Origin of the sequence: Pseudoalteromonas sp. MER144-MNA-CIBAN-0113 (genome assembly GCF_040308965.1) — a bacterium.
In the GTDB taxonomy this organism is placed as follows: Bacteria; Pseudomonadota; Gammaproteobacteria; order Enterobacterales; family Alteromonadaceae; genus Pseudoalteromonas; species Pseudoalteromonas tetraodonis.
This window is the reverse complement of the sequence record NZ_JBEOOG010000027.1, coordinates 1-25,967: the sequence shown is the minus strand read 5'-3', so window position 1 is coordinate 25,967 and position 25,967 is coordinate 1. Positions and strand designations below refer to the sequence as shown.

The 25,967-nt window shown below is 41.0% G+C and carries 22 protein-coding genes; 5 read left to right on the top strand and 17 right to left on the bottom strand.

The features are described from left to right. Nucleotides 1-566: 566 nt before the first annotated feature. The gene (locus AAEY57_RS09240) at nucleotides 567-2,426 is read left to right on the top strand and encodes a cation:proton antiporter (RefSeq protein WP_076921855.1); all 1,860 of its coding nucleotides are present in this window, start codon (nucleotides 567-569) and stop codon (nucleotides 2,424-2,426) included. Nucleotides 2,427-2,558: 132 nt separating this feature from the next. Here the strand turns inward: AAEY57_RS09240 and AAEY57_RS09235 are convergent, their stop codons facing one another. The 15 genes from AAEY57_RS09235 to cutA all read right to left on the bottom strand — a co-directional run bounded on the left by AAEY57_RS09235 (nucleotide 2,559) and on the right by cutA (nucleotide 18,071). Then, on the bottom strand, nucleotides 2,559-3,197 hold the full coding sequence (locus tag AAEY57_RS09235) for a tetratricopeptide repeat protein (protein WP_054202658.1): 639 nt from the start codon (nucleotides 3,195-3,197) through the stop codon (nucleotides 2,559-2,561). Between the two features lie 125 nt (nucleotides 3,198-3,322). Continuing rightward, nucleotides 3,323-4,636 carry an adenylosuccinate synthase gene (locus AAEY57_RS09230; protein WP_024601937.1) on the bottom strand — a complete coding sequence of 438 codons (1,314 nt, stop codon included), beginning with the start codon at nucleotides 4,634-4,636 and terminating at the stop codon, nucleotides 3,323-3,325. 209 nt (nucleotides 4,637-4,845) lie between these two features. After that, entirely contained in the window at nucleotides 4,846-5,724 is an 879-nt protein-coding gene (hflC, locus tag AAEY57_RS09225) for a protease modulator HflC (protein WP_013466023.1), read from the bottom strand. 5 nt (nucleotides 5,725-5,729) lie between these two features. Next, nucleotides 5,730-6,899: an FtsH protease activity modulator HflK gene (hflK, locus tag AAEY57_RS09220; protein WP_013466024.1), complete on the bottom strand. Its 1,170-nt coding sequence runs from the start codon at nucleotides 6,897-6,899 to the stop codon at nucleotides 5,730-5,732. A gap of 100 nt (nucleotides 6,900-6,999) precedes the next feature. Continuing rightward, nucleotides 7,000-8,289: a ribosome rescue GTPase HflX gene (hflX, locus tag AAEY57_RS09215; RefSeq protein ID WP_138765203.1), complete on the bottom strand. Its 1,290-nt coding sequence runs from the start codon at nucleotides 8,287-8,289 to the stop codon at nucleotides 7,000-7,002. 16 nt (nucleotides 8,290-8,305) lie between these two features. After that, a complete protein-coding gene (hfq, locus tag AAEY57_RS09210) occupies nucleotides 8,306-8,569 on the bottom strand; it encodes an RNA chaperone Hfq (protein WP_013466026.1) in 264 nt (87 codons plus the stop codon). Nucleotides 8,570-8,650: 81 nt separating this feature from the next. Continuing rightward, entirely contained in the window at nucleotides 8,651-9,568 is a 918-nt protein-coding gene (gene miaA / locus AAEY57_RS09205) for a tRNA (adenosine(37)-N6)-dimethylallyltransferase MiaA (protein ID WP_138765204.1), read from the bottom strand. Between the two features lie 10 nt (nucleotides 9,569-9,578). Further along, nucleotides 9,579-11,405, bottom strand: coding sequence for a DNA mismatch repair endonuclease MutL (gene mutL / locus AAEY57_RS09200; RefSeq protein ID WP_138765205.1), 1,827 nt, complete (start codon nucleotides 11,403-11,405; stop codon nucleotides 9,579-9,581). Nucleotides 11,406-11,434: 29 nt separating this feature from the next. Continuing rightward, on the bottom strand, nucleotides 11,435-12,778 hold the full coding sequence (locus AAEY57_RS09195; protein ID WP_350607575.1) for an N-acetylmuramoyl-L-alanine amidase: 1,344 nt from the start codon (nucleotides 12,776-12,778) through the stop codon (nucleotides 11,435-11,437). 28 nt (nucleotides 12,779-12,806) lie between these two features. Further along, nucleotides 12,807-13,274 carry a tRNA (adenosine(37)-N6)-threonylcarbamoyltransferase complex ATPase subunit type 1 TsaE gene (gene tsaE / locus AAEY57_RS09190; RefSeq protein WP_013466030.1) on the bottom strand — a complete coding sequence of 156 codons (468 nt, stop codon included), beginning with the start codon at nucleotides 13,272-13,274 and terminating at the stop codon, nucleotides 12,807-12,809. A gap of 126 nt (nucleotides 13,275-13,400) precedes the next feature. Continuing rightward, on the bottom strand, nucleotides 13,401-14,741 hold the full coding sequence (gene accC / locus AAEY57_RS09185; RefSeq protein ID WP_013466031.1) for an acetyl-CoA carboxylase biotin carboxylase subunit: 1,341 nt from the start codon (nucleotides 14,739-14,741) through the stop codon (nucleotides 13,401-13,403). A gap of 26 nt (nucleotides 14,742-14,767) precedes the next feature. Beyond that, complete coding sequence (gene accB / locus AAEY57_RS09180; RefSeq protein WP_024601932.1) at nucleotides 14,768-15,229, bottom strand: acetyl-CoA carboxylase biotin carboxyl carrier protein; 462 nt, start codon at nucleotides 15,227-15,229, stop codon at nucleotides 14,768-14,770. Nucleotides 15,230-15,262: 33 nt separating this feature from the next. Beyond that, complete coding sequence (gene aroQ, locus AAEY57_RS09175) at nucleotides 15,263-15,715, bottom strand: type II 3-dehydroquinate dehydratase (protein WP_013466033.1); 453 nt, start codon at nucleotides 15,713-15,715, stop codon at nucleotides 15,263-15,265. 230 nt (nucleotides 15,716-15,945) lie between these two features. Next, nucleotides 15,946-17,751 (bottom strand): protein-disulfide reductase DsbD, encoded by a 1,806-nt coding sequence (locus tag AAEY57_RS09170; RefSeq protein WP_350607571.1) that lies wholly within the window; start codon nucleotides 17,749-17,751, stop codon nucleotides 15,946-15,948. Then, nucleotides 17,751-18,071 carry a divalent-cation tolerance protein CutA gene (cutA, locus tag AAEY57_RS09165; RefSeq protein ID WP_013466035.1) on the bottom strand — a complete coding sequence of 107 codons (321 nt, stop codon included), beginning with the start codon at nucleotides 18,069-18,071 and terminating at the stop codon, nucleotides 17,751-17,753. The genes AAEY57_RS09170 and cutA overlap by 1 nt, the downstream gene beginning before the upstream one ends. Before the next feature lie 240 nt (nucleotides 18,072-18,311). Between cutA and AAEY57_RS09160 the strand changes: the two genes are divergently transcribed. The 4 genes from AAEY57_RS09160 (at nucleotide 18,312) to rnk (ending at nucleotide 21,476) form a co-directional block, all read left to right on the top strand. Further along, nucleotides 18,312-18,791, top strand: coding sequence for an FxsA family protein (locus AAEY57_RS09160; protein ID WP_064664113.1), 480 nt, complete (start codon nucleotides 18,312-18,314; stop codon nucleotides 18,789-18,791). Nucleotides 18,792-18,900: 109 nt separating this feature from the next. Next, complete coding sequence (locus AAEY57_RS09155; RefSeq protein WP_008113511.1) at nucleotides 18,901-19,188, top strand: co-chaperone GroES; 288 nt, start codon at nucleotides 18,901-18,903, stop codon at nucleotides 19,186-19,188. 49 nt (nucleotides 19,189-19,237) lie between these two features. After that, nucleotides 19,238-20,884 (top strand): chaperonin GroEL, encoded by a 1,647-nt coding sequence (gene groL / locus AAEY57_RS09150; RefSeq protein WP_350607567.1) that lies wholly within the window; start codon nucleotides 19,238-19,240, stop codon nucleotides 20,882-20,884. Between the two features lie 178 nt (nucleotides 20,885-21,062). Next, nucleotides 21,063-21,476 carry a nucleoside diphosphate kinase regulator gene (gene rnk / locus AAEY57_RS09145; RefSeq protein ID WP_024601929.1) on the top strand — a complete coding sequence of 138 codons (414 nt, stop codon included), beginning with the start codon at nucleotides 21,063-21,065 and terminating at the stop codon, nucleotides 21,474-21,476. Nucleotides 21,477-21,556: 80 nt separating this feature from the next. Here rnk and AAEY57_RS09140 read toward each other — a convergent pair whose 3' ends face one another. After that, a complete protein-coding gene (locus AAEY57_RS09140) occupies nucleotides 21,557-23,545 on the bottom strand; it encodes a methyl-accepting chemotaxis protein (RefSeq protein WP_350607564.1) in 1,989 nt (662 codons plus the stop codon). A 74-nt stretch (nucleotides 23,546-23,619) separates the two neighbouring features. After that, the gene (locus AAEY57_RS09135) at nucleotides 23,620-25,122 is read right to left on the bottom strand and encodes an NAD(P)H-hydrate dehydratase (RefSeq protein ID WP_350607561.1); all 1,503 of its coding nucleotides are present in this window, start codon (nucleotides 25,120-25,122) and stop codon (nucleotides 23,620-23,622) included. Between the last annotated feature and the right edge of the window lie 845 nt (nucleotides 25,123-25,967).

The following is a 25,967-nucleotide window of genomic DNA, read 5'->3' as shown; positions in this document are numbered from 1 at the left end:
CCAACAGATAGGGTGATGACTTAAGGACCGAGATTTAACCGCCACGATGGGGATTAAATATTGAAAGGTAATAGTTCAACTCAAACTTTAATTTATATGCGTTAAGCAAATAAACACCTTGAGCAAAACTATACCAAAGAGTTCGGTAAATGATATTTGATGTTCGAACATTATAAAACATCGCTGAAACAATCACTAAGAGAGTTAAGATGTTTATATCTAACACGTTTACTTACTTAAACAACAAACTTTATTAGATAACTAATTATTCGAACACGAAGTATAATACGTTAAAATAGCCGCTTAGATCAAGGCTAAAATTAAAGCTAAATAGGTCATAACAGACAAGGCATGCACATTTTGCAATAGATATCATGAAGTTAGACTACTATAAATAGTAATTATAGAGACTATAACTTTGATAACACTCTCACAAAAGACGTTAACACTAAATAAATAAACATTATTTATTAGCTAAATTTAATTTACACGTGTATACCCACTGTATTACTGGTTGGTAACCGTTATACTTTTAAACATTATTAAAATTAAGGAGTTTTTACTCTATGTCAGCAATTTATATAGCCGGTATTGCACTGTGTTCAGTGTTAGCCCAATGGGTCGCTTGGGCGTTTAGAGTACCCGCTATTCTGTTTTTATTGCTTACAGGGCTTTTATTAGGGCCATTTAGTGGCGTATTAGACCCTGATGCATTATTAGGTGATTTACTTTTTCCTGTGGTCTCTTTGAGTGTCGCTGTGATTTTATTTGAAGGGTCCTTAACCTTACATTTTCGAGAACTTAAAGGGATCAGTAAAGTCGTCAGAAACCTCTGCTCTATTGGTATGCTTACAACTTGTATTGTTATTAGTTTTAGCGCCTATTGGTTACTCGAGTTAAATTGGCGAGTTGCTGCAGTACTTGGCGCAGTGCTTGTTGTTACGGGGCCAACCGTTATTGCTCCATTACTTAACTCGATGCGACCTACCCAGGATATCGATCGTATTTTACGCTGGGAAGGCATAGTAATAGACCCCATTGGCGCTTTATTTGCAGTACTAGTGTTTGAAGCCGTAATGCTGGTTGGTCAGGGTGAAGTACTTAGCCACACTATCGTTGCACTGGTTAAAACCGTTGGCGTTGGTTTAAGTATTGGTGTGGTTTCGGGTTGGATCACGACGCAACTAATGCGCCGAGAATGGCTGCCATTTGAGCTACATAAGTTTGGTATTTTAGCGTTAGTGTTAATTAGCTTTTCTATTTCAAACCACATAAGCCATGAGTCAGGCTTACTGGCTGTGACGGTGTTTGGCATTTGGTTAGCTAATCAAGATGACTTGGAAATAGATTCGGTACTCGAGTTTAAAGAAGATTTGTCGATGATTTTAATCTCGACTTTATTTATTTTATTGGCCGCAAGACTACAACTCTCTGATTTAATGATGCTCGACAGCGACGTATTTATATTTTTAGCTATTGTGCTATTTATCGCCCGCCCATTGTGTATTGCTATTTCAACCTTTGGTACAGACTTACCGATGAAATCGCGCCTAGTACTTGCTTGGATTGCACCTCGCGGTATTGTTGCAGCAGCCGTTGGTTCAGTATTTGCGCTGAGTATGATGGAAGCGGGAGTGGCCGATGCCGAAAAAATGGTGCCACTCATATTTACTGTTATTATTGTTACTGTGGTACTGCAAAGCTTAACGGCTATCCCTGTTGCGAAACTACTTGGAGTGCGTCAACCATCCCCTAATACTATTTTAATCATTGGTGCAAACCATGTATCGCGTGCAATTGCACGTGGCTTAAAAGAGCAAAATATTCCTGTTCATCTATCAGATCCTGCTTGGGAGAACTGTAGAATGGCGCGTATGGATGGCCTGCCTTGTTATTACGGTAACCCGCAATCGGAGCATGCTGAACGTTATTTACCTTTAACCACGATTCGCAGTGTTTTAGCGCTTTCACCTAATCGCCACCACAACGCATTAGGGGTGCAGTACTTCTCTCATTTATTAAATGAAAAAAATGTATTTTCACTACGTTCCTCTTCTTCGCACGCCAAAGCAAATAAAGACAGTGCAACGTTCTTATCACGACAAATTCTGTTTGGTGAGAACGGCGCATATGCTCGTTTAAGTAGCGTGATAGCCAAAGGCGGCAAAGTGAGTGCAACGCGAATATCTGAAGAATTTAGCTGGCAGCAGTATTTAGAAATGAATCCTGAAGCGATCCCACTGTTTATTCTCAAAGGGGATAAAGACAGTGATGAAGACGCACCAGTGAAAATAAGACCTTTTACCAGTGATATGGAAAAGCCACCACAAGAGGGTGAACGAGTAGTTGCATTGCAACCGCCTAAAATATCGCTATTAAAAGATCCGGCCAATAACAAAGCCAAAGACAATAAAAAAGACGAGTAATAACTAAAAAGCGAGAGTGCTAAAAAAGCACTCTCGCTTTTTTATTTACAAACCTGAACTCTGATTAAAAGATTTACTAACATATTAAATCATAGTCATAATTAGGTTTATTTTCTCTAGCTAGAGTTTAGGTTACATAGGTAAGCGCGCGCGGGTAACGACACTGGCTGGCATTTTTTCAGCAAGTTTAGTTAATGCTCGCTCTATTTTTTTATGTGTCGCTTTATCAGCTACCGTGGTGTTAAACAACCAACGATAAGCATCTTCAAAATCTCTTGGACTACCATAACCTTGATTAAACAAACCAACTAATCGTAACTGCGCTTTTAAATTGCCTTGCGCTGACGCCTCACGTAAGTAGGTTATTGCCATGGTTTTGTCTTTTTGGACCAACTGCCCAACGTCGTAGTAGCGACCTAGTTGCTCTAATGCTGCCGCTAAGCCCTGCTCAGCCGCTTTTTTCATGTAATACACACCTAGAGCTACATCACGCTCAACACACACCTTGTAGGCAAGCATATCACCGTATAAAAATTGATACGACGGCAATGCCATTTTATTGGCTCGTGCTTCTATATCTTGCACTAACTGGCAATTATCTGCCTTCACGCGGGCTAGATGAGTGTTCTCATTAATTAAAGCTATTAACTCAGATTCGGTATACAGCGGCACAGCTGCAGGGCTTTCTTCAGCTAAGCTATTGCTTATATTAAATAAAGAAAGTGTAAGTAGTGATAATGACCACACTGAGCAACGAGAAGATAAACGCATATTAACCACTTTAAAAATAAACTTACCAAATAATATACAAAGATCGTTCCACTATTAATAGGTGTGCTTTTTTATAGGCATAAAAAAAAGCTGCACATGGCAGCTTCTTTTCAACATAAACCCAATTATGCAAATGGGCTACGAAGTATCATGGTTTCAACACGATCTGGACCTGTAGAGATAATATCAACAGGGACGCCCGTGATTTCTTCAATACGTTTAATGTAATCAATTGCTGCTTTAGGTAAACCTTCAAGCGATGTTACACCCACGGTATTTTCAGACCAACCAGGCATTTCTTCGTATACTGGTGTTACTTTATCGTAACCTTCAGCCGCTAATGGCGTAACGTTAGTCACAGTACCATCTTCAAGCTTATAACCAGTACAGATTTTAAGTGTTTCTAAACCGTCTAGAACGTCAAGTTTAGTTAAACAAAAACCTGAAATGCTGTTAATTTGAACTGCACGGCGCATAGCCACTGCATCTAACCAGCCAGTACGACGTAAACGACCAGTAGTAGCACCAAACTCATGACCTTTGTCACCTAAATGCTTACCTACTGGGTCTTGTTTTTCAAGGCCATCGTAAAGCTCTGTAGGAAAAGGACCTGAACCTACACGTGTTGTGTACGCTTTAATGATACCTAGTACATAATCAAGGTGTAATGGGCCAAAACCCGCACCTGTAGCAACGCCACCAGCAGTAGTGTTTGAAGATGTAACATAAGGATAAGTACCGTGATCGATATCAAGTAATGTACCTTGTGCACCTTCAAATAAGATGTTGTCACCGGCTTTACGCGTTTGATCTAAAAGCTCAGTTACATCAACTACCATTGCTTTTAAGATGTCAGCAACAGCCATTGCGTCATCAAACGTTTTTTGAAAATCTACTGCATCTACTTTGTAGTAGTTAACTAATGTGAAGTTGTGGTATTCCAATACTTCTTTTAACTTAGTAGCAAATAATTCAGGATTGAATAAATCGCCAACACGTAAACCACGACGTGCTACTTTATCTTCATACGCTGGACCGATACCACGACCCGTTGTACCGATTGGTTTATCGCCACGCGCTGTTTCGCGAGCTACATCTAATGCAACATGGAAAGGCAATATTAGCGGACATGCTTCACTGATTAAAAGACGTTCGCGTACTGGTACGCCACGCTCTTCAAGCATGCCAATTTCTTTCATTAGCGCTTCTGGTGATAAAACAACACCATTACCAATCACACATTTAACATTGTCACGTAATACACCCGATGGAATAAGGTGTAGAACTGTCTTTTCACCGTCGATCACTAAGGTATGGCCAGCGTTATGACCACCTTGATAACGAACTACTAAAGATGCTTTATCTGTAAGGAGGTCAACTACCTTACCCTTACCTTCGTCACCCCATTGGGTGCCTAGTACAACAACGTTTTTACCCATTGCAAATTCACTTAGAGAAAATTAGGACGAGATTTTACCAGAAAACTAAAGCAATGTTCACCCCGTTTAGCTTATTTTTTCCTCGTGCCCTTAGTAAACATCAGTGTTTAGCTAATAATCACATAAATAACAGTCATTTATAAACTTAAAATTCAGATAACAAAAAGCCCTGCAATTGCAGGGCTTTTTAAATTTAACTAAAGCTGTGATTACTGAGCTTTCGCGCCTTTCATGTATTGGAAGAAGTCGCTATCCGGTGATAACACCATCACGTCTTGCTTTCCTTTGAAAGTTTGCTTGTAAGCTTCTAAAGAGCGAACAAAGCTAAAGAACTCAGGGTCTTTATTATAAGCACTAGCGTAAATCGCAGCAGCATCAGCATCGCCTTGACCACGAACAGAACGCGCATTACGTTCTGCATCAGCAAGCATTACTGTTACACGGCGGTCAACACCTGCACGAATCGTTTCTGCTTTTTCCTGACCTTCAGAGCGGTGCTCTTTAGCAACGGCAGTACGCTCAGCACGCATACGTTGGTAAATAGAGCTACTCACCTCTTGAGGTAAGTTAATTTGCTTAACACGCACATCAAGTACTTCAATACCCAGCTCACTAGCACTTTCAGAGGCTTGTACTAACGCTTCTTCCATCAGCTCGCTACGTTCACCCGATACAATTTCACGAATAGTACGAGTACCAAAGTTAGTACGTAGGCCATTATTTACTTTTTGCTTAAGCAGTGTTTCAGCGTATTGCTTATCACCACGTGCACGCAGGTAAAAAGAGCTAAAGTCGTTAACACGCCATTTTACAAACGAATCAACAATTAAGTCTTTTTTCTCGCTAGTTACAAAGCGATCCGGTGTGCCATCTAGCGTTTGAATACGCGCATCAATGCGGCGCACTTGGCTAAAAAATGGCACTTTTAGATGTAGACCTGGACCATAAACTACCGCTTGATCATCGCTGTCTTTTTGTACTTTACTAAATAAAAGTACAATCGCCTTTTGGCCTTCAGAAACCACAAATACTGACGAGAAACACATTACAATGGCAGCTAATAGGATTACTAAACTAAAGTTTTTCATTATGCTTATCTCCCGTCGTTGAAGCGATCATTGTTAAAGCGATCATTACCACTATTAACAGTGCTGTTACGTGACGTATTTACCTTGTTACGTAAATCGTTAATATCGCTTGAGCTAGGTAAAGCAACGCGTGTTGATGAACCCTGTTTTTCCATGATTTTATCAAGTGGTAAATACATCATGTTGTTACCGCCCTTAACGTCAACCAATATTTTAGAGCTATTACCTAATACTTCTTGCATTGCGTCTATGTATAAACGCTCGCGTGTTACTTCTTTAGCTGCTTGGTATTCTGGAAGTAATTTCTCAAAACGAGCCACTTCACCTTGCGCTTCTAAAGTAATACGCTCTTGGTAACCTTCAGCCTCTTGCGTCATACGCGTTACTTGACCACGCGCACGCGGTTCAATTTCACGGGCATACGCTTCGGCTTCACGAATAAAGCGTTGTTCATCCTCTTGGGCTGCAATTGCATCATCAAACGCATCTTTAACTTCCATTGGCGGACGTGAATCCTTGAAGTTAACGTCAGTTACGATTAAACCTAAATTATAAGGTTCAATGATTTGATTTAGCTCATCCCAGGTATTTTGACGCACAACTTCACGGCCGTTAGTCAGTACTTGGTCCATTTTTGAATGGCCAACAACATAACGCAGCGCACTATCTAATGCTTCTTCAAGGCTGCTGTCAGCGTTAGTGACACTAAACTTGTATAAGTATGGGTCGATTACTCGATACTGTACTTCAAACTCAACGCTTACTACGTTTTCATCTTCAGTTAGCATAAAACCTGATGCTGATAACGAACGAACAGCTTCGATATCGACTGGAATAACCGTCTCAACAAAGGTCATTTTCCAACGCAAGCCTGGATCTGCAATTCGGTCAAACTTACCAAATTGAAGAACGACACCGCGTTCAGCTTCTTTCACCGTATAAATACCGCTTAACGCCCACACAATGGCAGCGATAATAAGTACAAATGAAATACCGGCTCCGCCAAGTCCACCGCCGCTACCATTGCCGGATTTTTTACCGCCAAATAAGCCGTTAAACTTGTTACTGAATTTACGGAACACCTCGTCTAAATCAGGTGGGCCTTGATCACGTCCGCCTTTGTTATTCCACGGATCTTTGTCATTGCCATTATTACCCGGTTCATTCCAGGCCATAGCTATACTCCATTGTTATCTAAATAAATTCGGAAATTGTGTTAAATCTAACAAATCTTATGCATTTCTTATACTAAAACCGACATTAATCTTTCAGTTTTTAGTCGCAGCTAATAAAACTTTCAATCTCTGGGCCAAAATCTTTAATCAAACGATTCCACTCAATCATAGGTAATCGCACATCTAGCAACCAATTACCTTGCTCATCAAAACGTTCGTTATGTACTGCACTTAAGTTAAATAAAGATGCTCTTAAACGTCCATACTGAGGAGCCAGTATTAAAGTTTCACTCAACATCTTTTTAGCTAGTAGGTCACTAATAGCCTCACTTAGCAGCTCGCAACCTTCACCTGTTTTTGCTGATAACCATATCCTTATAGGTTGGCCTTCGTCATCGCGATCAATACGTGGGGTTACATCATCCAGCGCATCAATTTTGTTGTATACAAGTAATTGCGGTACATCATCAGCTTCAATTTCTTTGAGTACTTCTTGTACCTGTTCAATATTTTCTTTTCGACGAGGGTCGGCTACATCTATCACGTGTAATTGTAAATCAGCCTCTCGCGTTTCTGTCAGCGTTGCTTTAAATGCAGCCACTAAGTCATGCGGTAAGTGGCGAATAAACCCTACAGTATCCGCTAAAATAACCGAACCAACATCGCCAATATCTAATTTGCGTAAGGTTGGGTCTAGTGTTGCAAACAACTGATCAGCGGCATACACATCAGAATTTGTAATACGGTTAAATAAGGTTGATTTACCCGCATTAGTATAACCCACTAAAGAAACCGTTGGGATCTCATTACGAGTACGTGCTCGTCTACCTTGCTCACGTTGTACGCCAACTTTAGCCAAACGGGCGCGTATATTTTTAATACGTGCACGTAATAAACGTCGATCGGTTTCTAACTGCGTTTCACCAGGACCACGTAAACCAATACCGCCTTTTTGGCGTTCAAGGTGGGTCCAACCTCGGATTAAACGAGTCGACATATGACGAAGCTGCGCTAACTCAACTTGAAGTTTACCTTCGTGAGTACGTGCGCGCTGAGCAAAAATATCAAGGATAAGTGTGGTTCTATCAAGCACCCGACATTGGCAAACACGCTCTAAATTACGTTCTTGAGACGGACTTAACTGATGGTTAAAAATGACAACATCGGCATTGTGGATTTTGACAATTTCAGCTATTTCTTCTGCTTTGCCGGTACCGACAAATAGCTTCGGATGTGGTGCTTGACGGCTGCCTTGCACAACCGCCAAACTACTAACACCAGCAGAAGATACCAACATTTCTAATTCGTGGAGATCTTCACGATCCCCCTCTTTAGGTAAGTCGATATGGACTAAAATTGCCTGTTCGCCAGATTCATAGCGGTCAAACAAGCATTACGCTCCTAATTTAAAAGTTTCCAGCTTCAGGTTCTTCAGTGTCTTCATTTCCCTGAACACCTTGGAAGTTGACTGCGCGTGCAGGTACAACTGTAGAAATTGCATGTTTATACACCATTTGGTTAACAGTGTTTTCCAGTAAAATTACAAATTGGTCAAATGACTGAATTTTACCTTGTAATTTTATGCCATTTACCAAAAAAATTGATACTGGAATGCGCTCACGGCGTAGTGCATTTAAAAATGGGTCTTGTAACGATTGGCCTTTTGCCATGTTATTATTCCTTCGTTCTAGGTGTTATTATAATTAAGTGGCTGAACTGATTTAACAAAGATAAATTTTGTCCAACTACTACTAGCTTAGCGAACTTACTACACGATGCAAGTTTTCTTCATCACCTGTTGTTAACCATGTAACATCAGGCCAGCTTCTTAACCACGTTAATTGGCGTTTAGCCAATTGACGTGTGGCTGCAATGCCGCGAAAAATCATTTCATCATGATCAATTTCACCCGCAAGGTAATCCCACATCTGTCTATAACCTACACAACGAATAGAAGGCATATTGGGATGTAAATCCTCACGTAGATATAGGGTCGAAACTTCTTTTTCAAACCCCTGTTCAATCATTATTTTAAACCTTTCTTCAATTCGATGATGTAATTCACTGCGATCATCGGGTGCAATTGCAAATTGATGAAAAGTATAGGGTAATGCTGGCTGCTTTTGCTTTTGCAATTCAGTCATCGTTTTACCTGTTATACGGTAAACTTCCAAAGCACGATTAATTCGCTGCGAATCATTTTCACTCATCTTTTGTGCGGCTTGCGGATCAACTTTAACCAGCTCTTTGTATAAATAAGGCCAGCCATGCTCTTTAGCTTGTATTTCTAGTTCGGCTCTAACGTTTGCATCGGCCTCAGGTAATGGCGACAACCCATCAATTAGCGCTTTGAAGTACATCATTGTACCTCCAACCAATACAGGCACTTTACCTTGTTGATGAAATTTATCAATTTTTTCTATAGCATCACGTCTAAAATCAGCAACCGAATACGTTTCACTCGGATCAAGTAAGTCAATTAAATGATGTGGGGCACGAGCTAATTCGTCGGCATCAGGCTTAGCCGTACCAATATCCATACCTTTATAAACAAGCGCAGAATCAACGCTAATAATCTCAGTATTTAAATACTCACACAGTGAAATTGCCAATGCTGTTTTACCAGCAGCGGTTGGGCCCATTAAAAATATGACCGGTAAATTACTCAACACGAATACCTTAATTAAATTGCGTTAGATAAGAGTTTAGATCTATTTTAACTGCTTTTTCTCGCAAGCGTTCAATTGTTTGCGGATTATTTTGTAAGCGCGCTTGCTGCTCTAAAAAGACATTGCTCGCATAGAACCGTGCGGGAATTATATTTACCTGCCATTGTAGCCATTCATCAATACTTGCTAACTGAGCCTTACATCCCTCAAGCAATGCACCTATTGCAGCACTTACATCTAATAAGTACAGACTTGTAGGCAGCTTCTTTACCATAATAAACTGCTTTTCTATTAATAACTCAAAACCTAGTAAGGTAAACCAAGACTGCTGAGCAGCAAGAAGCGCCGTGTCTTGTTTTGATACGTTAACACGCACAGGCAATAGAAGTGCTTTACCTTCAAGGCTGCCGTGCTCTTTTATTTGTGTATGCCAATCATCCGCTAATGTGTATTTAAAGTGTGAACAATAAAGTTGATTTTCATTATTGAACACGCAAACGCCCTTTTCAATGCTTATTATATCGACAGTGCGCAGTGCTGTATCTGATACTTGCGTCTCATTAGATTGTACAAATGCTGCCGCAGTATCAAAGTGCTGCGCTTGTTGCTCATTCACGCCCTGATAAAACGCATTCACATCATGGTAATTTTGGCTTTCAATACGCACCTGTCTACCCGCACCTTGACGACTGCCACTATAAGAGGCATTACTTGTAGATGGCGAATGACTTGGTTGTAATGACGACTTAGGATAATCAAAAAGTTCACTATTGGTCGTGTGTTCTTGGTTAAACGATGTAACCGGTGATTGATGCGTGTGAGCGGCTGGCGAATTAACAAACTCAGCTTGAAGTGGCACCACAACTTGTTTGATAGCTTGTAAAATAAAGTCATGTACCAAACGACCTTGATGAAAACGTACCTCATGCTTTGCCGGGTGCACGTTAACATCCACTTGGCGTGGGTCTATATCAATGTAAATCACAAATCCGGGAAGTTCTTGCTCGCCACTGACCTCTTCAAATGCTTGACGAATAGCATGCAGAATAAGTTTGTCGCGCATCATACGATTATTTACATAGGTATACTGAGTAGTATTAGCCGATCCAACTGGCAATACCCAACCGTGTAGTTGCAACCCAGTCTCACCCGATTGAATATGCAATCCTTGCTCAGCAAACGCTTTACCCGCCACTTGTGCGACTCGTGTAATCGCTTGAGCGGGATCAGCTTTAGCGCGATACTGGCGCACCACTTTTTCATTATGGGTTAATGTAATTGATACATCAAAACGGCTCAGCGCAATACGCTTAATAAGCTCATCAATATGACTAAATTCGGTTTTTTCAGTGCGTAAAAACTTACGTCTCGCTGGGGTGTTAAAAAATAAATCTTTAACTTCAATTGTGGTACCGCTAGGGTGAGCAACCGGCTTTACCTCTACGGCCATATCTCGGCCTTGTGCAAAGGCTTGCCACGCAGCTTCTTGATTTTCCGGTTTAGAGCTTAAGGTTAAGCGAGATACCGAACTAATAGATGCTAAGGCTTCCCCCCTAAAACCAAGAGAACAAATATTTTCTAGGTCGTCTAAGGACTTTAGTTTACTGGTTGCATGGCGAGAGAGCGCTAATGTGAGCTCATCCTTTGCAATACCCGCTCCATTGTCGCGAATACGAATTAACTTGTGGCCCCCGCGTTCAATATCTATTTGAATACGTGTCGCGCCTGCATCAAGGCTGTTTTCTACTAACTCTTTAACCACCGATGCGGGACGCTCAACAACTTCACCCGCCGCAATTTGGTTTGCTAAGCGCGCAGGTAATATTTCAATACTCATAACAACCTTAAATGTGTGCGCTTTTAAAATTAACTCTGAGGAATATCAAGTTCCTGACCAATAAATAGCGTATTTGAACTGAGCTTATTAACTTGTTTTATTTTACTGATACTCACGCCATATCGACCTGCCAACATGCTCAGTGACTCACCAGGACGTACTTTATGTTTTGTTGGGTATTGAGACTTTAATGACGCAAACAGTGAGTCGTCAGGCGGGTTACGTAAATAGTAATTTTTAATTGAGGTAAACATGGCTTTAGCTAAGCGCTCTTGATGATTGGCACTTTTAAGCAGTCGCTCTTCACGTGGATTAGAGATAAACCCAGTTTCAACCAAAATAGACGGAATATCTGGCGACTTTAATACTGCAAGGCTGGCATGTTGCGGCTCTTTTTTATGAAGTTTAGCCACCTTTCGTAGCTCTTTAACTACTTCCTCAGCCACGTTTAAGCCGGTTTTCATGGAGTGATCCATCGACATATCAAGCAAGGCTTGCGCTAAGTACTTTTCATTTGCAGCATCTTTAATTACATCGGCAGCACCGCCAAGTAACTCAGAGTGTTTTTCTTTATCCTCAATCCATTTACCAATTTCTGAATTGGCACGTCGCAGCGACAACACCCATACAGAAGCACCTTTTGGCCCAGGGCTGGTAAACGCATCTGCATGAATAGAAACAAAAAAGTCTGCTTTTTTCTGACGTGCGCGGTTGGTACGTGTATTGAGTTTTACAAAGTAATCGCCACTGCGAACCATACGCGAAATCATGCCTCGCTCAGCATCAATCATCCGCTCTAAACGCTTGGCAATTTGCAGTGTAATGTCTTTTTCGTAAGTGCCTGACGGGCCAATGGATCCAGGGTCTTCACCGCCATGCCCTGCATCAATAGCAATTACAATATCGCGCTCTTGGCTTAATTGGCGTTTTTTAGCCGCCGTTTGCGCAGGGGTAATTGCACCTTTAGCTTGGCTTTTATCGTATAAATCTACCACCAATCTATTTTTATAAGGGCCTGTGGGGGCTAGTGCAAATATAACCGGTTTAACTGGCCCATTTAATTCAAACACTAAACGCACGCTGTGTTTATTTTTAGGTTTCGAGTAACGTAACTTACTAACAATTTGGTGTTTTGGTGGCACACCTGGCAATGTTTTCAACTCATCAGTGTTTTCTAAATCAACCACTAAACGGCTTGGATTTTTTAGCATAAAGTAGCTGAAATCGGGTTTATCGTCGAGATCAAACACCACCCGGGTGCTATCAGGGGATGGCCAGACACGCACACTATTAATAGTGTTTTGCGCCCACAATGGCAAGCTCACTGTAAAAACCATGAGGTAAATAAAAAGTTTAACTAAACCACGACTCATTTTGATAATCACTGCCTTAACTATTTTATTATCTATTATTTAGTTTTTCGACAATTGCTACACCACGCTCACTCGCACTGTTAATAACAATTTTACGCTCATCACCTACATAACTTAGCGTAGCATTTAGATCGGGAACAGGAATAAATTCTCCGCCTTTTTCCGGCCACTCAACAATACAAGTTGCCGTTTCTGAAAAATAATCACGAATTCCCATAAATTCAAGCTCTTCTGGGTCACCTAATCGGTATAAGTCAAAATGATAGACATTGCCACGCACAAGCTCGTAAGGTTCAACAAGTGTATAAGTGGGACTTTTAACCTTACCTGTATGACCAAAACCTTGCACTATACCGCGAGTAAATGTCGTTTTACCGGCCCCCAAATCACCATGCAAATAAATAACTGCGCCCTGTTCTATTATGGCAGCTAATTTATTACCCATAGCAACAGTGGCATTTTCATCGACTAAATGAAAATCAAAACTACACGACATGATTACCTCAAAATTTACGAAAAGCGCATATTTGTTAATCATACCAGATTATTTATTTAAGGTGATACTGCCTCTTTTTTAAAGATAAAAAAACCGGCCTGAGCCGGTTTTTAATTAGCATAGACTTTACAGCCCTAATTTCTTCTCAAGGTAGTGGATATTTGTACCACCGTTTTTGAAGTTTTCATCTGCAAGAATGCGTTTATGCAATGGCGTATTCGTTTTAATACCGTCGATTACCAACTCATTCAATGCATTACGAGCGCGAGCAATAGCAACATCACGGTTTTCACCGTAAGTGATCAGCTTACCAATCATAGAATCGTAATGTGGCGGTACCGTGTAATCAGCATAAATATGGCTGTCCCAACGAATACCTAAACCACCAGCTGGATGAAAGCGAGTGATTTTACCTGGTGATGGAATAAAGGTTTCAGGGTCTTCAGCATTTATACGACACTCAATAGCGTGGCCACGAATAACAACGTCGTCTTGAGTGAATGATAATGGCTGACCAGCGGCAATTTTTAGCTGCTCTTTGATTAAATCCACACCGGTAACCATTTCAGTCACTGGGTGTTCAACCTGAATACGGGTATTCATTTCAATGAAGTAAAACTCGCCGTTTTCGTATAAAAACTCAAACGTACCTGCACCACGATAACCAATTTCGATACACGCACGTGTACAACGCTCACCAATGAACTTACGTACTTCTGCAGTAATCCCTGGTGCTGGCGCCTCTTCCACTACTTTTTGGTGGCGACGTTGCATTGAACAATCACGCTCACCTAGATGAACCGCGTTACCTTGACCATCGGCCAATACTTGCACTTCAATGTGGCGTGGGTTTTCAAGGAATTTTTCCATGTAAACCATGCTGTTGCCAAAGAACTGCTTAGCTTCTTGCTGCGTAAGCGCAATCGAGTTGATTAACTCAGCCTCGTTGCGTACAACACGCATACCACGACCACCACCGCCACCAGCTGCTTTAATAATTACCGGGTAACCAATACGCTTAGCAATTTGCATGTTGCGTTCTTTATCATCCGATACCGGACCATCAGAACCTGGCACACATGGAACACCGGCTTTACGCATCGCTTCGATAGCTGATACTTTGTCGCCCATTAGGCGAATAGTGTCGCCGCGAGGACCAATAAATACAAAGCCACTTTGCTCAACTTGGTCGGCAAAGTCGGCATTTTCAGCAAGAAAACCATAACCTGGGTGAATAGCGACCGCATCAGTTATTTCAGCTGCGGCAATAATGCGTGGAATGTCTAAGTAACTTTCAGTTGCTGCTGGTTTACCAATACAGATGGTTTCATCTGCTAGTAATACGTGCTTAAGATCGCGATCCGCCGTTGAATGCACAGCAACCGTTTTGATCCCAAGCTCTTTGCAGGCGCGCAATATACGAAGTGCAATTTCACCTCGGTTTGCAATGACTACTTTATCTAACATGAGAGTTGGCCTTTTACGTTGCGCTATTATTCAATGATGAATAAAGGTTGATCAAATTCTACTGGCTCGCCGTTTTCTACTAAAATAGCTTTTACTGTACCGGCTTTATCTGACTCAATTTGGTTCATCATTTTCATTGCTTCAACGATACATAATGTGTCGCCAACTTTAACCTGTGAACCGACTTCAACATATGCTGGCGCTTCTGGAGAAGCTGCTGCGTAAAAAGAACCTACCATAGGTGATTTAACTTGGTGTCCTGTAGGACCTGCCGCTGGTGCTTCAGACTCTGCTACAGGTGCTGCTGGTGCAGCCGCAGGAGCGGGTGCTGGAGCATATTGCTGTGGAGCAAATTGCGCGTATGCAGGACCGGCACTCATGTTGTTACGGTTAATACGTACTGATTCTTCACCTTCAGTGATTTCTAGTTCTGCAATACCTGATTCTTCTACTAATTCAATTAGTTTTTTGATCTTGCGAATATCCATAAACGACCCGCCTATTAGTTTGTTAGTTTAAATTTAGTTTGAGTTTTGCAATCGGCTCACCGCTGCATGTAAAGCAGCGTGATAGCCCATTGCACCTAATCCACAAATAACGCCTTGCGCCACATCAGAAAAATAAGAATGATGGCGAAACGTTTCACGTGCATGCACATTACTTAAGTGCACTTCAAAAAACGGAATATCAACGCTTAGCAATGCATCACGTAATGCGACGCTTGTGTGCGTAAATGCTGCAGGGTTAATTATTATGTAATCAACCGCTTGCCAAGCATCATGAATGCGTTCAATGAGCGCTTGCTCACTATTACTTTGAAAATGCGTTAACGCCACATCTAAACTATTAGCAGCGCTGTTTAACTCGCTCATAATATGCTCTAAAGAGTGCGAACCGTACTTATCGGGCTCACGCTTTCCTAGCATGTTTAAATTTGGGCCATTTATAACTAAAATCTTTAATTTTGCAGCCATAATACGCGATATATCCTATAAGTAATGAGTTAAGCGGTTACTAACTAATTTTTCACTAAAAAGTAAGCTGAAAAAAGTAAGATAGCAACAATTTCTCACGTTAACCAACTATTATAGTGATTTCGAAGTAAATAGCAGCAAAATACTGGTCTAATCTCTATTTTGGGGACGAATCTTGAGGGGGGAATAATGGCACAACATTAACAATCATGTTGTGCCATATAGAATGGTTATTCAGCGCTGGCACGCACTGCAGCAAGGTGCTTAGCGAAATCATCCGCATTTAAAAAGCCAGTAACACGTTGTGCACTTAGCTCTTCACCTTGAGTATTGAAGAATAAAATACTCGGTAAACCAAACACTGAATATGCTTCCATTAGCTCAATTGTTTCATTATCGCTTTGGGTTAAGTCAATTTGAATCAGTTGGTAATGGCTAAACTCACTTTGTACTTGCGGGTCGGGAAAGGTGTAATGCTCAAACTCTTTACACGCTACACACCAGTCAGCGTATAAGTCCACCATAACCATGCGCCCTTCGCTATTTGCTTGTGATACGGCTTGTTTAAGCTCGGCTAAATTGGCAACGTGTTTAAACTCATTGCTTTGCGAGGTTGTTTGTAAACTCACGGCTTGTGTTGGCCAAAAATAGTTTTTGGTTAAATTAAAGCCAGTAAGCATTAATAAAACAGCCATAAACCACAATAAGGTTTTTAATTTGCCTTGAGTTTGGGCGCTTTGCCAATAATGGAAATAAAGCGCTGTGGCGATAGCTAATAAGCCTGCCATAAGCATAATAATTTCAATATCTATAATGCGCTCTAGCAAAATAAGTGGCACAACTAACATAATAAAACCAAATAAGGTTTTAACTTGTTCCATCCAGCCGCCAGCTTTCGGTAATAGCTTACCTCCCGATGTACCTAATAATAACAGCGGTAGCCCCATACCTAAACTCAGTACGTAAAGTGTTAGCCCGCCTACTAGGTAATCGCCGCTTTGTGCCACAAATAATAATGCGGCTGATAAAGGCGCTGTAGTGCAAGGAGATGCAATAAGCCCTGATAAAACCCCCATCAAGAACACCCCAATATAGTTACCGCCTTTTTGATTGTTGCTCACTTGGGTTAGCTTGTTCATCATGCCGCTGGGTAACTTTATTTCGTACCAACCAAACATCGACATAGCCAGCAGTACAAATAATAAGCTAAAGCTAATTAATACATATGGATGCTGTAAATAGCCTTGCACTTGCCCGCCTAACGCAGCAACCACAAGCCCTAATGCTGCATAGGTAACCGCCATGCCTTGAATATAAACAAATGATAGGGCAAATGCTTTTTTGGTAGATAGGTTCTTTTGACCCGCAATTAAGCTAGATAAAATAGGGAACATCGGAAATACACACGGTGTAAATGCCAAACCTACACCCACGGCAAAGAAAATAGCTAAGTTAACCATTAAGCTTTGGCTGGCTAACTGCTCTGTAAATGTGAGTTCTTTATCAGGTGTTGATGCAGTTGCTGGTTTTTCTGCAGATTGGCTAAGTGCTGCAAATGCACTGCTTGCTGCGGTATTGTCATTAGTATTAGTTTCACTTGCCAGTACACTTAATGGAATGCTGATGATTTCAGGTGGATAACACAGCCCTGCTTTTGCACAGCCTTGATAACGCACCTTCACAACGCCATCTTCACTCACATTACTTAGTTTGCTGATAACGCTAAGAGAATTAAAAAACACCTCAGTTTTGCCAAAAAATTCATCTTCAATTATTTCACCAGCGCCCAACTCAGGCACGTCAATGCTGGCACCTTTGGCAATAATTTCTATTTTATCTTTATATAGGTAATAGTCATCAGCGATATCCCAACCAATAAATAACGTACTTCCTTGCTGGTCAAAATCAAATACAAACGCTTCATTTACCGGTAAAAATGTGTGCTGAGTCGGTTTTAGAAAATCATCAAGGGTATTTTGTGCTGCCCAAGCAGGCGCCATTAATACGCTTAATAAAAAAAATAAAATAAAGCGCATTAATGAAGCACCTCGTCCATCCAATTAAAGTAAGCCAAGTTACCCGTTGCCACATCAACAACTTGTATTTCTGGTACTTCGTAGCTGTGAAGATCTTTTAAGGTTAAAAATACATCGTTCATTTTGTCAGCCTTAGTTTTAATTAGCAGCTTTACTTCAGTTGCTTCAGCTACTTCACCTTCCCATATGTAAATAGAAGTCATGGCCGGTAAAATATTTACACAAGCGGCTAGTTTCTTTTCAATTAGCGCCATAGCCAATAAACGGGCTTCATCGTTATCTTTGCAAGTGGTAAAAATAAGTTTAAATTGCGTTGTCATAGTGAACCTTTACTTGTTTACGGGGGTCTAGCCCCATAGTAGCTGATAGCGGGTATAATGTGTAGACACGAACTCTGTCTGCATTTTGGGTCTTTGCAGTAAATTGATTTAGACCCGCTACCTATAACTTTACTAACATTAACGTTTATTACTTACTCTTATTAGCTTGAAAATAGACCCGACAACCCTCACTTATATTTCATTAGCACCTTAATAAGTGTCATTTTTTTAGAGAGTCTTATGTTTAGAATTTTATTTTTGCTGTTTATCATCATCCCTATTATTGAAATTGCCTTACTAATTCAGGTTAGTGACGTGATAGGTGGCTTCGCAACAATCGCTTTGGTAGTACTAACCGCGATTGTGGGTGCGAAAATGGTGAAACAGCAAGGAATGGGCGCACTACAAAACGTACAAGTGCAAATGGCTCAAGGGCAAATGCCTGCTAAAGAATTGTTTACCGGTATTTGCGTAATTATTGCAGGGGTACTTTTATTAACACCCGGCATTATGACAGATGTATTTGGCTTACTACTCCTTACCCCTGCTATTCGTAACAAATTAGCTGCAGGACTTGCTAGTCAAGCAACTGTAAGAATGAGCGCCAGCATGCATCAAACTGGCACTTCAGGGTTTTCGCAAACTCATCAATCAATGCATCACGAGCAAGATGAAAACCGCCCTAAGACCATAGATGGTGAATACGAGCGAAAAGATTAAAAATTTATCATTTTTTCTCTTGGAATTTTTCACTCCACCCCCATTAATGAAAGCAAATTAGATACACTTTTTTCTGTACTGTTCAGAAACTGTTAGGAGAACTAAAAACATGAACATTCGTCCTTTACAAGATCGCGTAATCATCAAGCGTCTAGAAGAAGAAACCAAGTCTGCTGGCGGTATTGTATTAACTGGCTCTGCAGCTGAAAAATCAACTCGCGGAGAAGTTGTTGCCGTAGGTAATGGTCGCGTTTTAGAAAACGGTGACGTTCGAGCATTAGAAGTGAAAGCCGGTGACACTGTGTTATTTGGCTCATATGTTGAAAAAACAGAAAAGATCGAAGGTCAAGAGTACCTGATCATGCGTGAAGACAATATTTTAGGCATTGTAGGCTAAACCTACTTTTCGTTTAACACACATTTTAAGAATTTAGAGGAAATTAAACATGGCAGCAAAAGAAGTACTGTTTGCAGGCGACGCACGTGCAAAAATGCTAACTGGCGTAAATATTCTAGCAAATGCAGTAAAAGTGACATTAGGCCCTAAAGGTCGTAACGTTGTATTAGACAAATCATTTGGCTCTCCTGTGATCACCAAAGATGGTGTATCTGTAGCAAAAGAAATCGAACTTGAAGACAAGTTTGAAAATATGGGCGCACAAATGGTTAAAGAAGTAGCGTCTAAAGCAAATGATGCTGCTGGTGACGGTACCACTACCGCAACTGTGCTTGCTCAGTCTATTGTAAACGAAGGTCTTAAAGCGGTTGCTGCGGGTATGAACCCAATGGATCTTAAGCGCGGTATTGATAAAGCAATCATTGCTGCAGTTGCAGAACTTAAAGCGCTTTCTGTTCCATGTGCTGATACTAAAGCGATTGCACAAGTAGGTACTATTTCAGCTAACTCTGATAAAGAAATTGGTGAAATCATTGCTGATGCAATGGAAAAAGTAGGCCGTAACACAGGTGTTATCACGGTTGAAGAAGGTCAATCACTGGAAAACGAGCTAGATGTTGTAGAAGGCATGCAGTTTGACCGTGGTTACTTATCTCCTTACTTTATCAACAACGCTGAAAAAGGCGCAGTTGAACTAGATAACCCATTTATCTTACTTGTAGATAAAAAAATATCTAACATCCGTGAACTATTACCAACATTAGAAGCAGTTGCTAAAGCAAGTAAACCTCTACTAATCATCGCAGAAGACCTTGAAGGTGAAGCGTTAGCGACACTGGTAGTTAATAACATGCGTGGTATTGTAAAAGTATCAGCGGTTAAAGCACCTGGTTTTGGCGATCGTCGTAAAGCAATGCTACAAGATATCGCGGTTTTAACTGGCGGTACTGTGATTTCTGAAGAAATCGGCCTTGAGCTTGAAAAAGCAACAGTTGAAGACTTAGGTACAGCTAAACGTGTAGTAATCACTAAAGATGACACAACAATCATTGATGGTGCTGGTGAAGAAGACGGCATTAACGGCCGTGTTGCACAAATCAAAGCACAAATTGAAGAAGCGACTTCAGACTACGATAAAGAAAAGCTACAGGAGCGCATGGCTAAATTAGCTGGCGGTGTTGCAGTAATCAAAGTAGGTGCCGCTACTGAAATTGAAATGAAAGAGAAAAAAGATCGTGTTGAAGATGCATTACATGCAACTCGCGCAGCGGTTGAAGAAGGCGTAGTACCAGGTGGTGGTGTTGCATTAGTGCGTGCTGCTAGCAAATTAGCAGACTTACTAGGCGATAACGAAGACCAAAACCACGGTATTAAAGTGGCACTTCGCGCGATGGAAGCACCACTTCGTCAAATCGTTACAAACGCAGGTGATGAAGCATCAGTTGTTATTAACGCAGTTAAAGGCGGCGAAGGTAACTACGGGTACAATGCAGCCACTGGCGAATACAACGACATGATTGAAATGGGTATCCTAGATCCAACAAAAGTAACGCGTTCTGCATTACAATTTGCAGGATCGATTGCCGGACTAATGATCACCACAGAAGCAATGGTCGCTGAAATTCCTAAAGAAGAAGCGGGCGCTCCTGATATGGGTGGCATGGGCGGCATGGGTGGTATGAGCGGCATGATGTAATCATTCCCTCACACACCTAGCTCAAATAAAAACCCAGCTTCGGCTGGGTTTTTAGCAATAGAGATAAAATAAATTCACTAAGACAACAATAAAATTATCTCAGTGTATTCCAATGCAACTGAGTTCCTGCAAGCTATACCCAGAGTAAATTTTATTTAACATGATTAAGGATATTAAGTTGAATACTAAACCTGAAATAATCATCTCATCACTGGATGCAGATAGATTGTATGCGCTAATGGAATCATTACCTGCGAACAGTTTTGCGGGTGAAAAAGAACTTGAAGCAGAACTTGGTAGAGCTAACATAGTGGAGCCACACGAAGTTCCCTCAACCGTGGTAACCATGAATTCAACAGTGAACTTTGTTGTTGAGTCTACAGGTGAGGAGTTTACTTTAACGCTTGTTTACCCGAAGAATATTGACTCAAGTGGCAACAAAATATCAATCTTAGCCCCTGTTGGTAGTGCATTACTTGGCCTTTCACAAGGAGATCAAATTGAATGGCCAAAGCCAGGCGGAGGGTTAATAACAGTAACTATTAAAGAGGTAACTTATCAACCAGAAAGAGCTGGCGAGCTTCATAGATAGACTTTTAAATCCTCACAATTTTAAATTAATAAACAAACTTATATAAAAAATCCAAGCAAGGCTTGGATTTTTTTATTGAGTTACTGCTGACTAATGTCGTATAGCCTTTGTGCTTGACTATTAGAGGCTTTACTTACTTCTCTAAAGTCTTCGGCATCGGCGGCATTTTGCCCTGATATTTCTCGGATCCGTTCCGCTAGTTTTTTAACATTGACAGTTACTTGAGCCTGTTCTTCAGTGGCTACGGCAATACTTGCTGAGCGCCCTTTAATGTCGTTAAATGCATCGACTATATTTTCATATTGCGTGCGTGTTGTATTTGAACGATCATTGACCACTTCTGAGAACTCTCGGCATTCTTGAATAACACTGACTCCTTTTGCAGCCGCTTGTTGTAACTGACTGATCATGGTTTCAATTTCACCAGCTGATTGTTGCGTTCTTTGTGCCAGTGTTCTAACTTCATCAGCAACGACCGCAAACCCCCTTCCAGAATCACCAGCACGAGCAGCCTCAATAGCAGCATTAAGCGCAAGTAAATTAGTTTGCTCAGAGATATTCATAATCACATCTAATACCGAACCAACCTGCTGTGAATCTTCAGAGATTTGTGATATTGCATTGGACGACTCAGTTAGTTTATTGAACAACAGCTGGATAGATTCTGCGTTTTGTTCAATAACATTAAATCCAGAGTTTACAAGATCTGATGACTTAGCGGTAATATCTGCAACGCCACCAATATCTTCTGATGCCGATGAAGCCGCTATCGACATTTCATTGATAGCCGTGGCTAACAGCTCATTTTCTTGCATTAGTTCATGTGCGCGTTGCTGACTATTACTACTCAAGTTATCAATAGATTCAGCATTATTTTTTACTGAGGCCGCCTCTTCTTTAATCAGCCCAAGAATTTTAATAAGATGATCACCGTAATCATTAATAGCTTCGCAAAGATGATTCATTTCATCATCCCCCGATATTGGTAATTTAGAATCTGTTTGCCCTTGCATTAATGACCTAACTTGCGCCGAAGTCTGCTCTATTTGCTCAACTAATCGCTTACCAAAGACTAATAATGCCGATATAAATATAACAATGAGCACAATGAATGAACCATACAAATAATATGTCAGCGTATTAGCTGCTTTTTTTGCAATCGCTGTTGGAATTATCACGCCAGAGCGCCACTTTTGCTCCGGCAGTGAAAATGTCACTAGAATTGAGCTATCCCCCTTTATGACACCTGAACTAAACTCTGCTACGAGTCTATCTTTATTTTTCAAGGCGTTAACTAGAGGCTGTAAAGAGCTATCTTTACTCACAACTTGTGAAAAATTTAGCATGGCTAAGTTCGTATCTCTAAATGTAGGAATAGAAACAAACTGCTGCGCACTATCAATAATAAAACTGTAGGTACCGGTTGCTTGGTTTTCAGCAAGTAGTGACTTTTCAATATGAGAAAGCTCTATATCTAAAGTAGCGACTCCCCAAAACTGATTATTACGCTCAATTTTAACGGAACAAGTTACCATAGGCACATTCGAAACTGCATCAACATAAGCCTCAGACCATACACATACGCCTGGTTGAGCGTTAGCAGCACTTGTATACCAGCTTTCTTGTTGATATGGACTACTATCAGCTTGGTTGTAGTCATCTAATAAAGTGTATTGACCATTATCGCCCTTAGCCCAAAACAAAGATGCCCTTTGTGCTAATGCATCTAACATATTTGGCTCTGGCCATATTCCACCACCGGCAATGCCTGAACCACTAGCAATTAACGGTGCCAAATTTTTAATAAATTGATCTTTATCAAGGGGAAGTGTTTGAGCAACAACAGATAAGCTTTTAGTTAATGCTGCACTTTTTCCTAAATCCTTAGCAAATGATTCACCGATTACTTTAGCCTGTAACTTAGCAGCAGAAATAGCTTCATTTTTTATAATTGGCGTTATTACCCATTGCATAATTACGGTTAAAACGAGCAAAGAGAAAACGATAAGTAATAAGCTTCCCGCATACATTTTTTCTGTATTAACATTTTTAACCTCAGTTACAACCAAACAGCGTTAACCAAGTATAAGAAGGTTAATCGATTTATCAAAAAAAGAACAAAATTAATATGAATGCTTTTATCTTATGGTTTTATATTATTAATTAACCGCCTCACTATACAAAACAGATCGCTAGGTAGCATACCTCGCTCTCCATTTTTTTGCCCAGCAATATCAGCCGCTTTAGCATGCAGTGTAACACCATAGCAAGTCGCCTCAGCACAATCTAACCCTTGAGCAAGTGATGCCCCTACAATACCAGTAAGAACATCACCGCTACCGCCAACAGCAAGCGCAGGGCTTCCTTCTTCACAAACCCAAGTATGCTTACCATCGGCTATTAAAGTTCCTGCGCCTTTTAAAACACAAACTGCTGAGTAACGTTTAGCACATTGTTGAACATAGCTGAACCGATCAGACTCTATCTCCCCAGTCGACACCTTTAATAATCGAGAGGCTTCGCCCGGATGCGGGGTAAGTACACACCGCGTGGGCATTTTCGGTGAAGCTTGTTTAGCGAGTAAATTAAGTGCATCAGCATCAATAACTAAAGGCATATTATTACGTGTACAATACTCAATGACTTGATTAAAGGTATTTTGCGCCCATTCGTCTTGTCCAAGACCTGGGCCAATAACAGCACAGCTTGCCCACTCCAATGCGTGTTGCAAGTTATTACTACTTACCATAAGCTCTGGTCGGCCAAAACTGACTGGCATAATTGAGCTTTCATGGGTATACACTCTGACCATTCCAGCACCAGCTCTAAGCGCTGCCTCGCTTGTTAATCTGATAGCACCTGCCGTTCCTTGATTCCCACCAATACACAGTAATTTTCCATAACTACCTTTATGACTATTCAGAGCACGTGGTCCTAAGCCTTTAAAACTATTGATATTAATAAGCTTACCCGATGGGCTCGCTAATTCTACGAATGGCTCACCAATAGCCAAGTCATCAAAGATAAGCTCACCAACATACTCTTTACCCGCAGCCGTTGTTAACCCTTGTTTTACCCCTACAAAAGTAATTGTTTTAGTGGCTTTAATTGCAATGCCTAAAGGTTGGCCTGTATCAGCATTTATACCTGATGGCACATCAATACTGAGTATTGGTTTAGTGCTTTCATTCGCCGCTTTAATTATAGTGGCAACATTATCGCGTACCGTATTTTCAAGACCAGTGCCCAGTAATGCATCAATGATTACATCACACTCATCGAGTGCATCAGCGCTAAAGTTACAAATTTCACCACCGGCATCAATCCAGCGCTTTTGTGCTTTTGCAGCATCGCCGGTTAATTCTTTATTTTCATCTACGGCACACACCACTACATGTCTATCGGCTTGCTTAATAAGGCTAGCCGCAATATAGCCATCTCCTGCGTTATTGCCACTCCCTACGAGTACTAGAGTCTGCTGTGCATTGAATGATTTCCAATTTAAAAATGCGGCATGCCCCGCTCGTTCCATTAGGGTAAACAGATCACAACCACTGGCTTTTGCAGCATTACCCTCATGCTCTCTTATTTGCTGTGTTAAATATACGAATTGTTTAACGCTGGAAGATGAAGGTAATAACGACATGATAGGCTCTATTAAAATAAGTGTTGATTAAGTAGACTTTGGGCTCATTGGTTTTTTTTCAAGTAAGATCAGAAATGTATCATTCAAAAATAAGGGTGCAATCCTCTTATTTGAGTATTTATTACCAATTTATACCAATTCGCTTAATTAAGCAGTCTATTTTGAGGCAGGAAAAACGGGGTGATAGCTAGGCAAAAAATTCGCTATTTAGTTGTTCTAAATGAGAATTTTTTAACACAGGTAGCGACACGTTTAGCCCCCAAAATGATTGAGTATTATTGCGGATTGGTATTATATGGATTTTCTACCTGATGCTGATACGTTATTCTTAGCGACAACGCAGTAGAATATCGTAGTGCCCACAGCGCTCTAGAGCCACACAGCAAGGTACACTTATGTTTTTTTAATGGGATGAATTGGACTCTGAGGTAGTCGGTGCGTTCTTTTACCCGTGGGTTTCGTGTTACTCAACCCACGCTACGAAGTACAGGTTGACGCTGTGCAGCTGATAGCTGACGGCTGATAGCTAATATTTTTACTTTCCTGCAGACGTAAAAAAGCCCGACTATTGCTAGTCGGGCTTTCTCAATTTGGAGCCATGGTGCGCTACTTCGTAGCAACAACGCAGTAGAATATCGTGGTGTCAGCTCTGATCAACTCTCTTCCTTTAACCTAATACCTTTCACCTCGAACCTGCATTTTCACTTTCCTACAGACGTAAAAAAACCCGTCACATTGCTGTAACAGGTTTCTTTTATTTGGAGCCTAGTAATGTCGTAGTGCCCACAGCGGTAGAGAGCCACATAGCAAATGCTAGACCACCATTGTGTCGGGGCGGCCTTGTG

Bases quoted from the DNA above. Each gene is read 5' to 3' on its own strand.
- AAEY57_RS09240 (WP_076921855.1), top strand. From the start codon at position 567: ATGTCAGCAATTTATATAGCCGGTATTGCACTGTGTTCAGTGTTAGCC.
- AAEY57_RS09235 (WP_054202658.1), bottom strand. From the start codon at position 3,197: ATGCGTTTATCTTCTCGTTGCTCAGTGTGGTCATTATCACTACTTACA.
- AAEY57_RS09230 (WP_024601937.1), bottom strand. From the start codon at position 4,636: ATGGGTAAAAACGTTGTTGTACTAGGCACCCAATGGGGTGACGAAGGT.
- hflC (WP_013466023.1), bottom strand. From the start codon at position 5,724: ATGAAAAACTTTAGTTTAGTAATCCTATTAGCTGCCATTGTAATGTGT.
- hflK (WP_013466024.1), bottom strand. From the start codon at position 6,899: ATGGCCTGGAATGAACCGGGTAATAATGGCAATGACAAAGATCCGTGG.
- hfq (WP_013466026.1), bottom strand. From the start codon at position 8,569: ATGGCAAAAGGCCAATCGTTACAAGACCCATTTTTAAATGCACTACGC.
- mutL (WP_138765205.1), bottom strand. From the start codon at position 11,405: ATGAGTATTGAAATATTACCTGCGCGCTTAGCAAACCAAATTGCGGCG.
- AAEY57_RS09195 (WP_350607575.1), bottom strand. From the start codon at position 12,778: ATGAGTCGTGGTTTAGTTAAACTTTTTATTTACCTCATGGTTTTTACA.
- tsaE (WP_013466030.1), bottom strand. From the start codon at position 13,274: ATGTCGTGTAGTTTTGATTTTCATTTAGTCGATGAAAATGCCACTGTT.
- accC (WP_013466031.1), bottom strand. From the start codon at position 14,741: ATGTTAGATAAAGTAGTCATTGCAAACCGAGGTGAAATTGCACTTCGT.
- accB (WP_024601932.1), bottom strand. From the start codon at position 15,229: ATGGATATTCGCAAGATCAAAAAACTAATTGAATTAGTAGAAGAATCA.
- aroQ (WP_013466033.1), bottom strand. From the start codon at position 15,715: ATGGCTGCAAAATTAAAGATTTTAGTTATAAATGGCCCAAATTTAAAC.
- AAEY57_RS09170 (WP_350607571.1), bottom strand. From the start codon at position 17,751: ATGCGCTTTATTTTATTTTTTTTATTAAGCGTATTAATGGCGCCTGCT.
- cutA (WP_013466035.1), bottom strand. From the start codon at position 18,071: ATGACAACGCAATTTAAACTTATTTTTACCACTTGCAAAGATAACGAT.
- AAEY57_RS09160 (WP_064664113.1), top strand. From the start codon at position 18,312: ATGTTTAGAATTTTATTTTTGCTGTTTATCATCATCCCTATTATTGAA.
- AAEY57_RS09155 (WP_008113511.1), top strand. From the start codon at position 18,901: ATGAACATTCGTCCTTTACAAGATCGCGTAATCATCAAGCGTCTAGAA.
- groL (WP_350607567.1), top strand. From the start codon at position 19,238: ATGGCAGCAAAAGAAGTACTGTTTGCAGGCGACGCACGTGCAAAAATG.
- AAEY57_RS09135 (WP_350607561.1), bottom strand. From the start codon at position 25,122: ATGTCGTTATTACCTTCATCTTCCAGCGTTAAACAATTCGTATATTTA.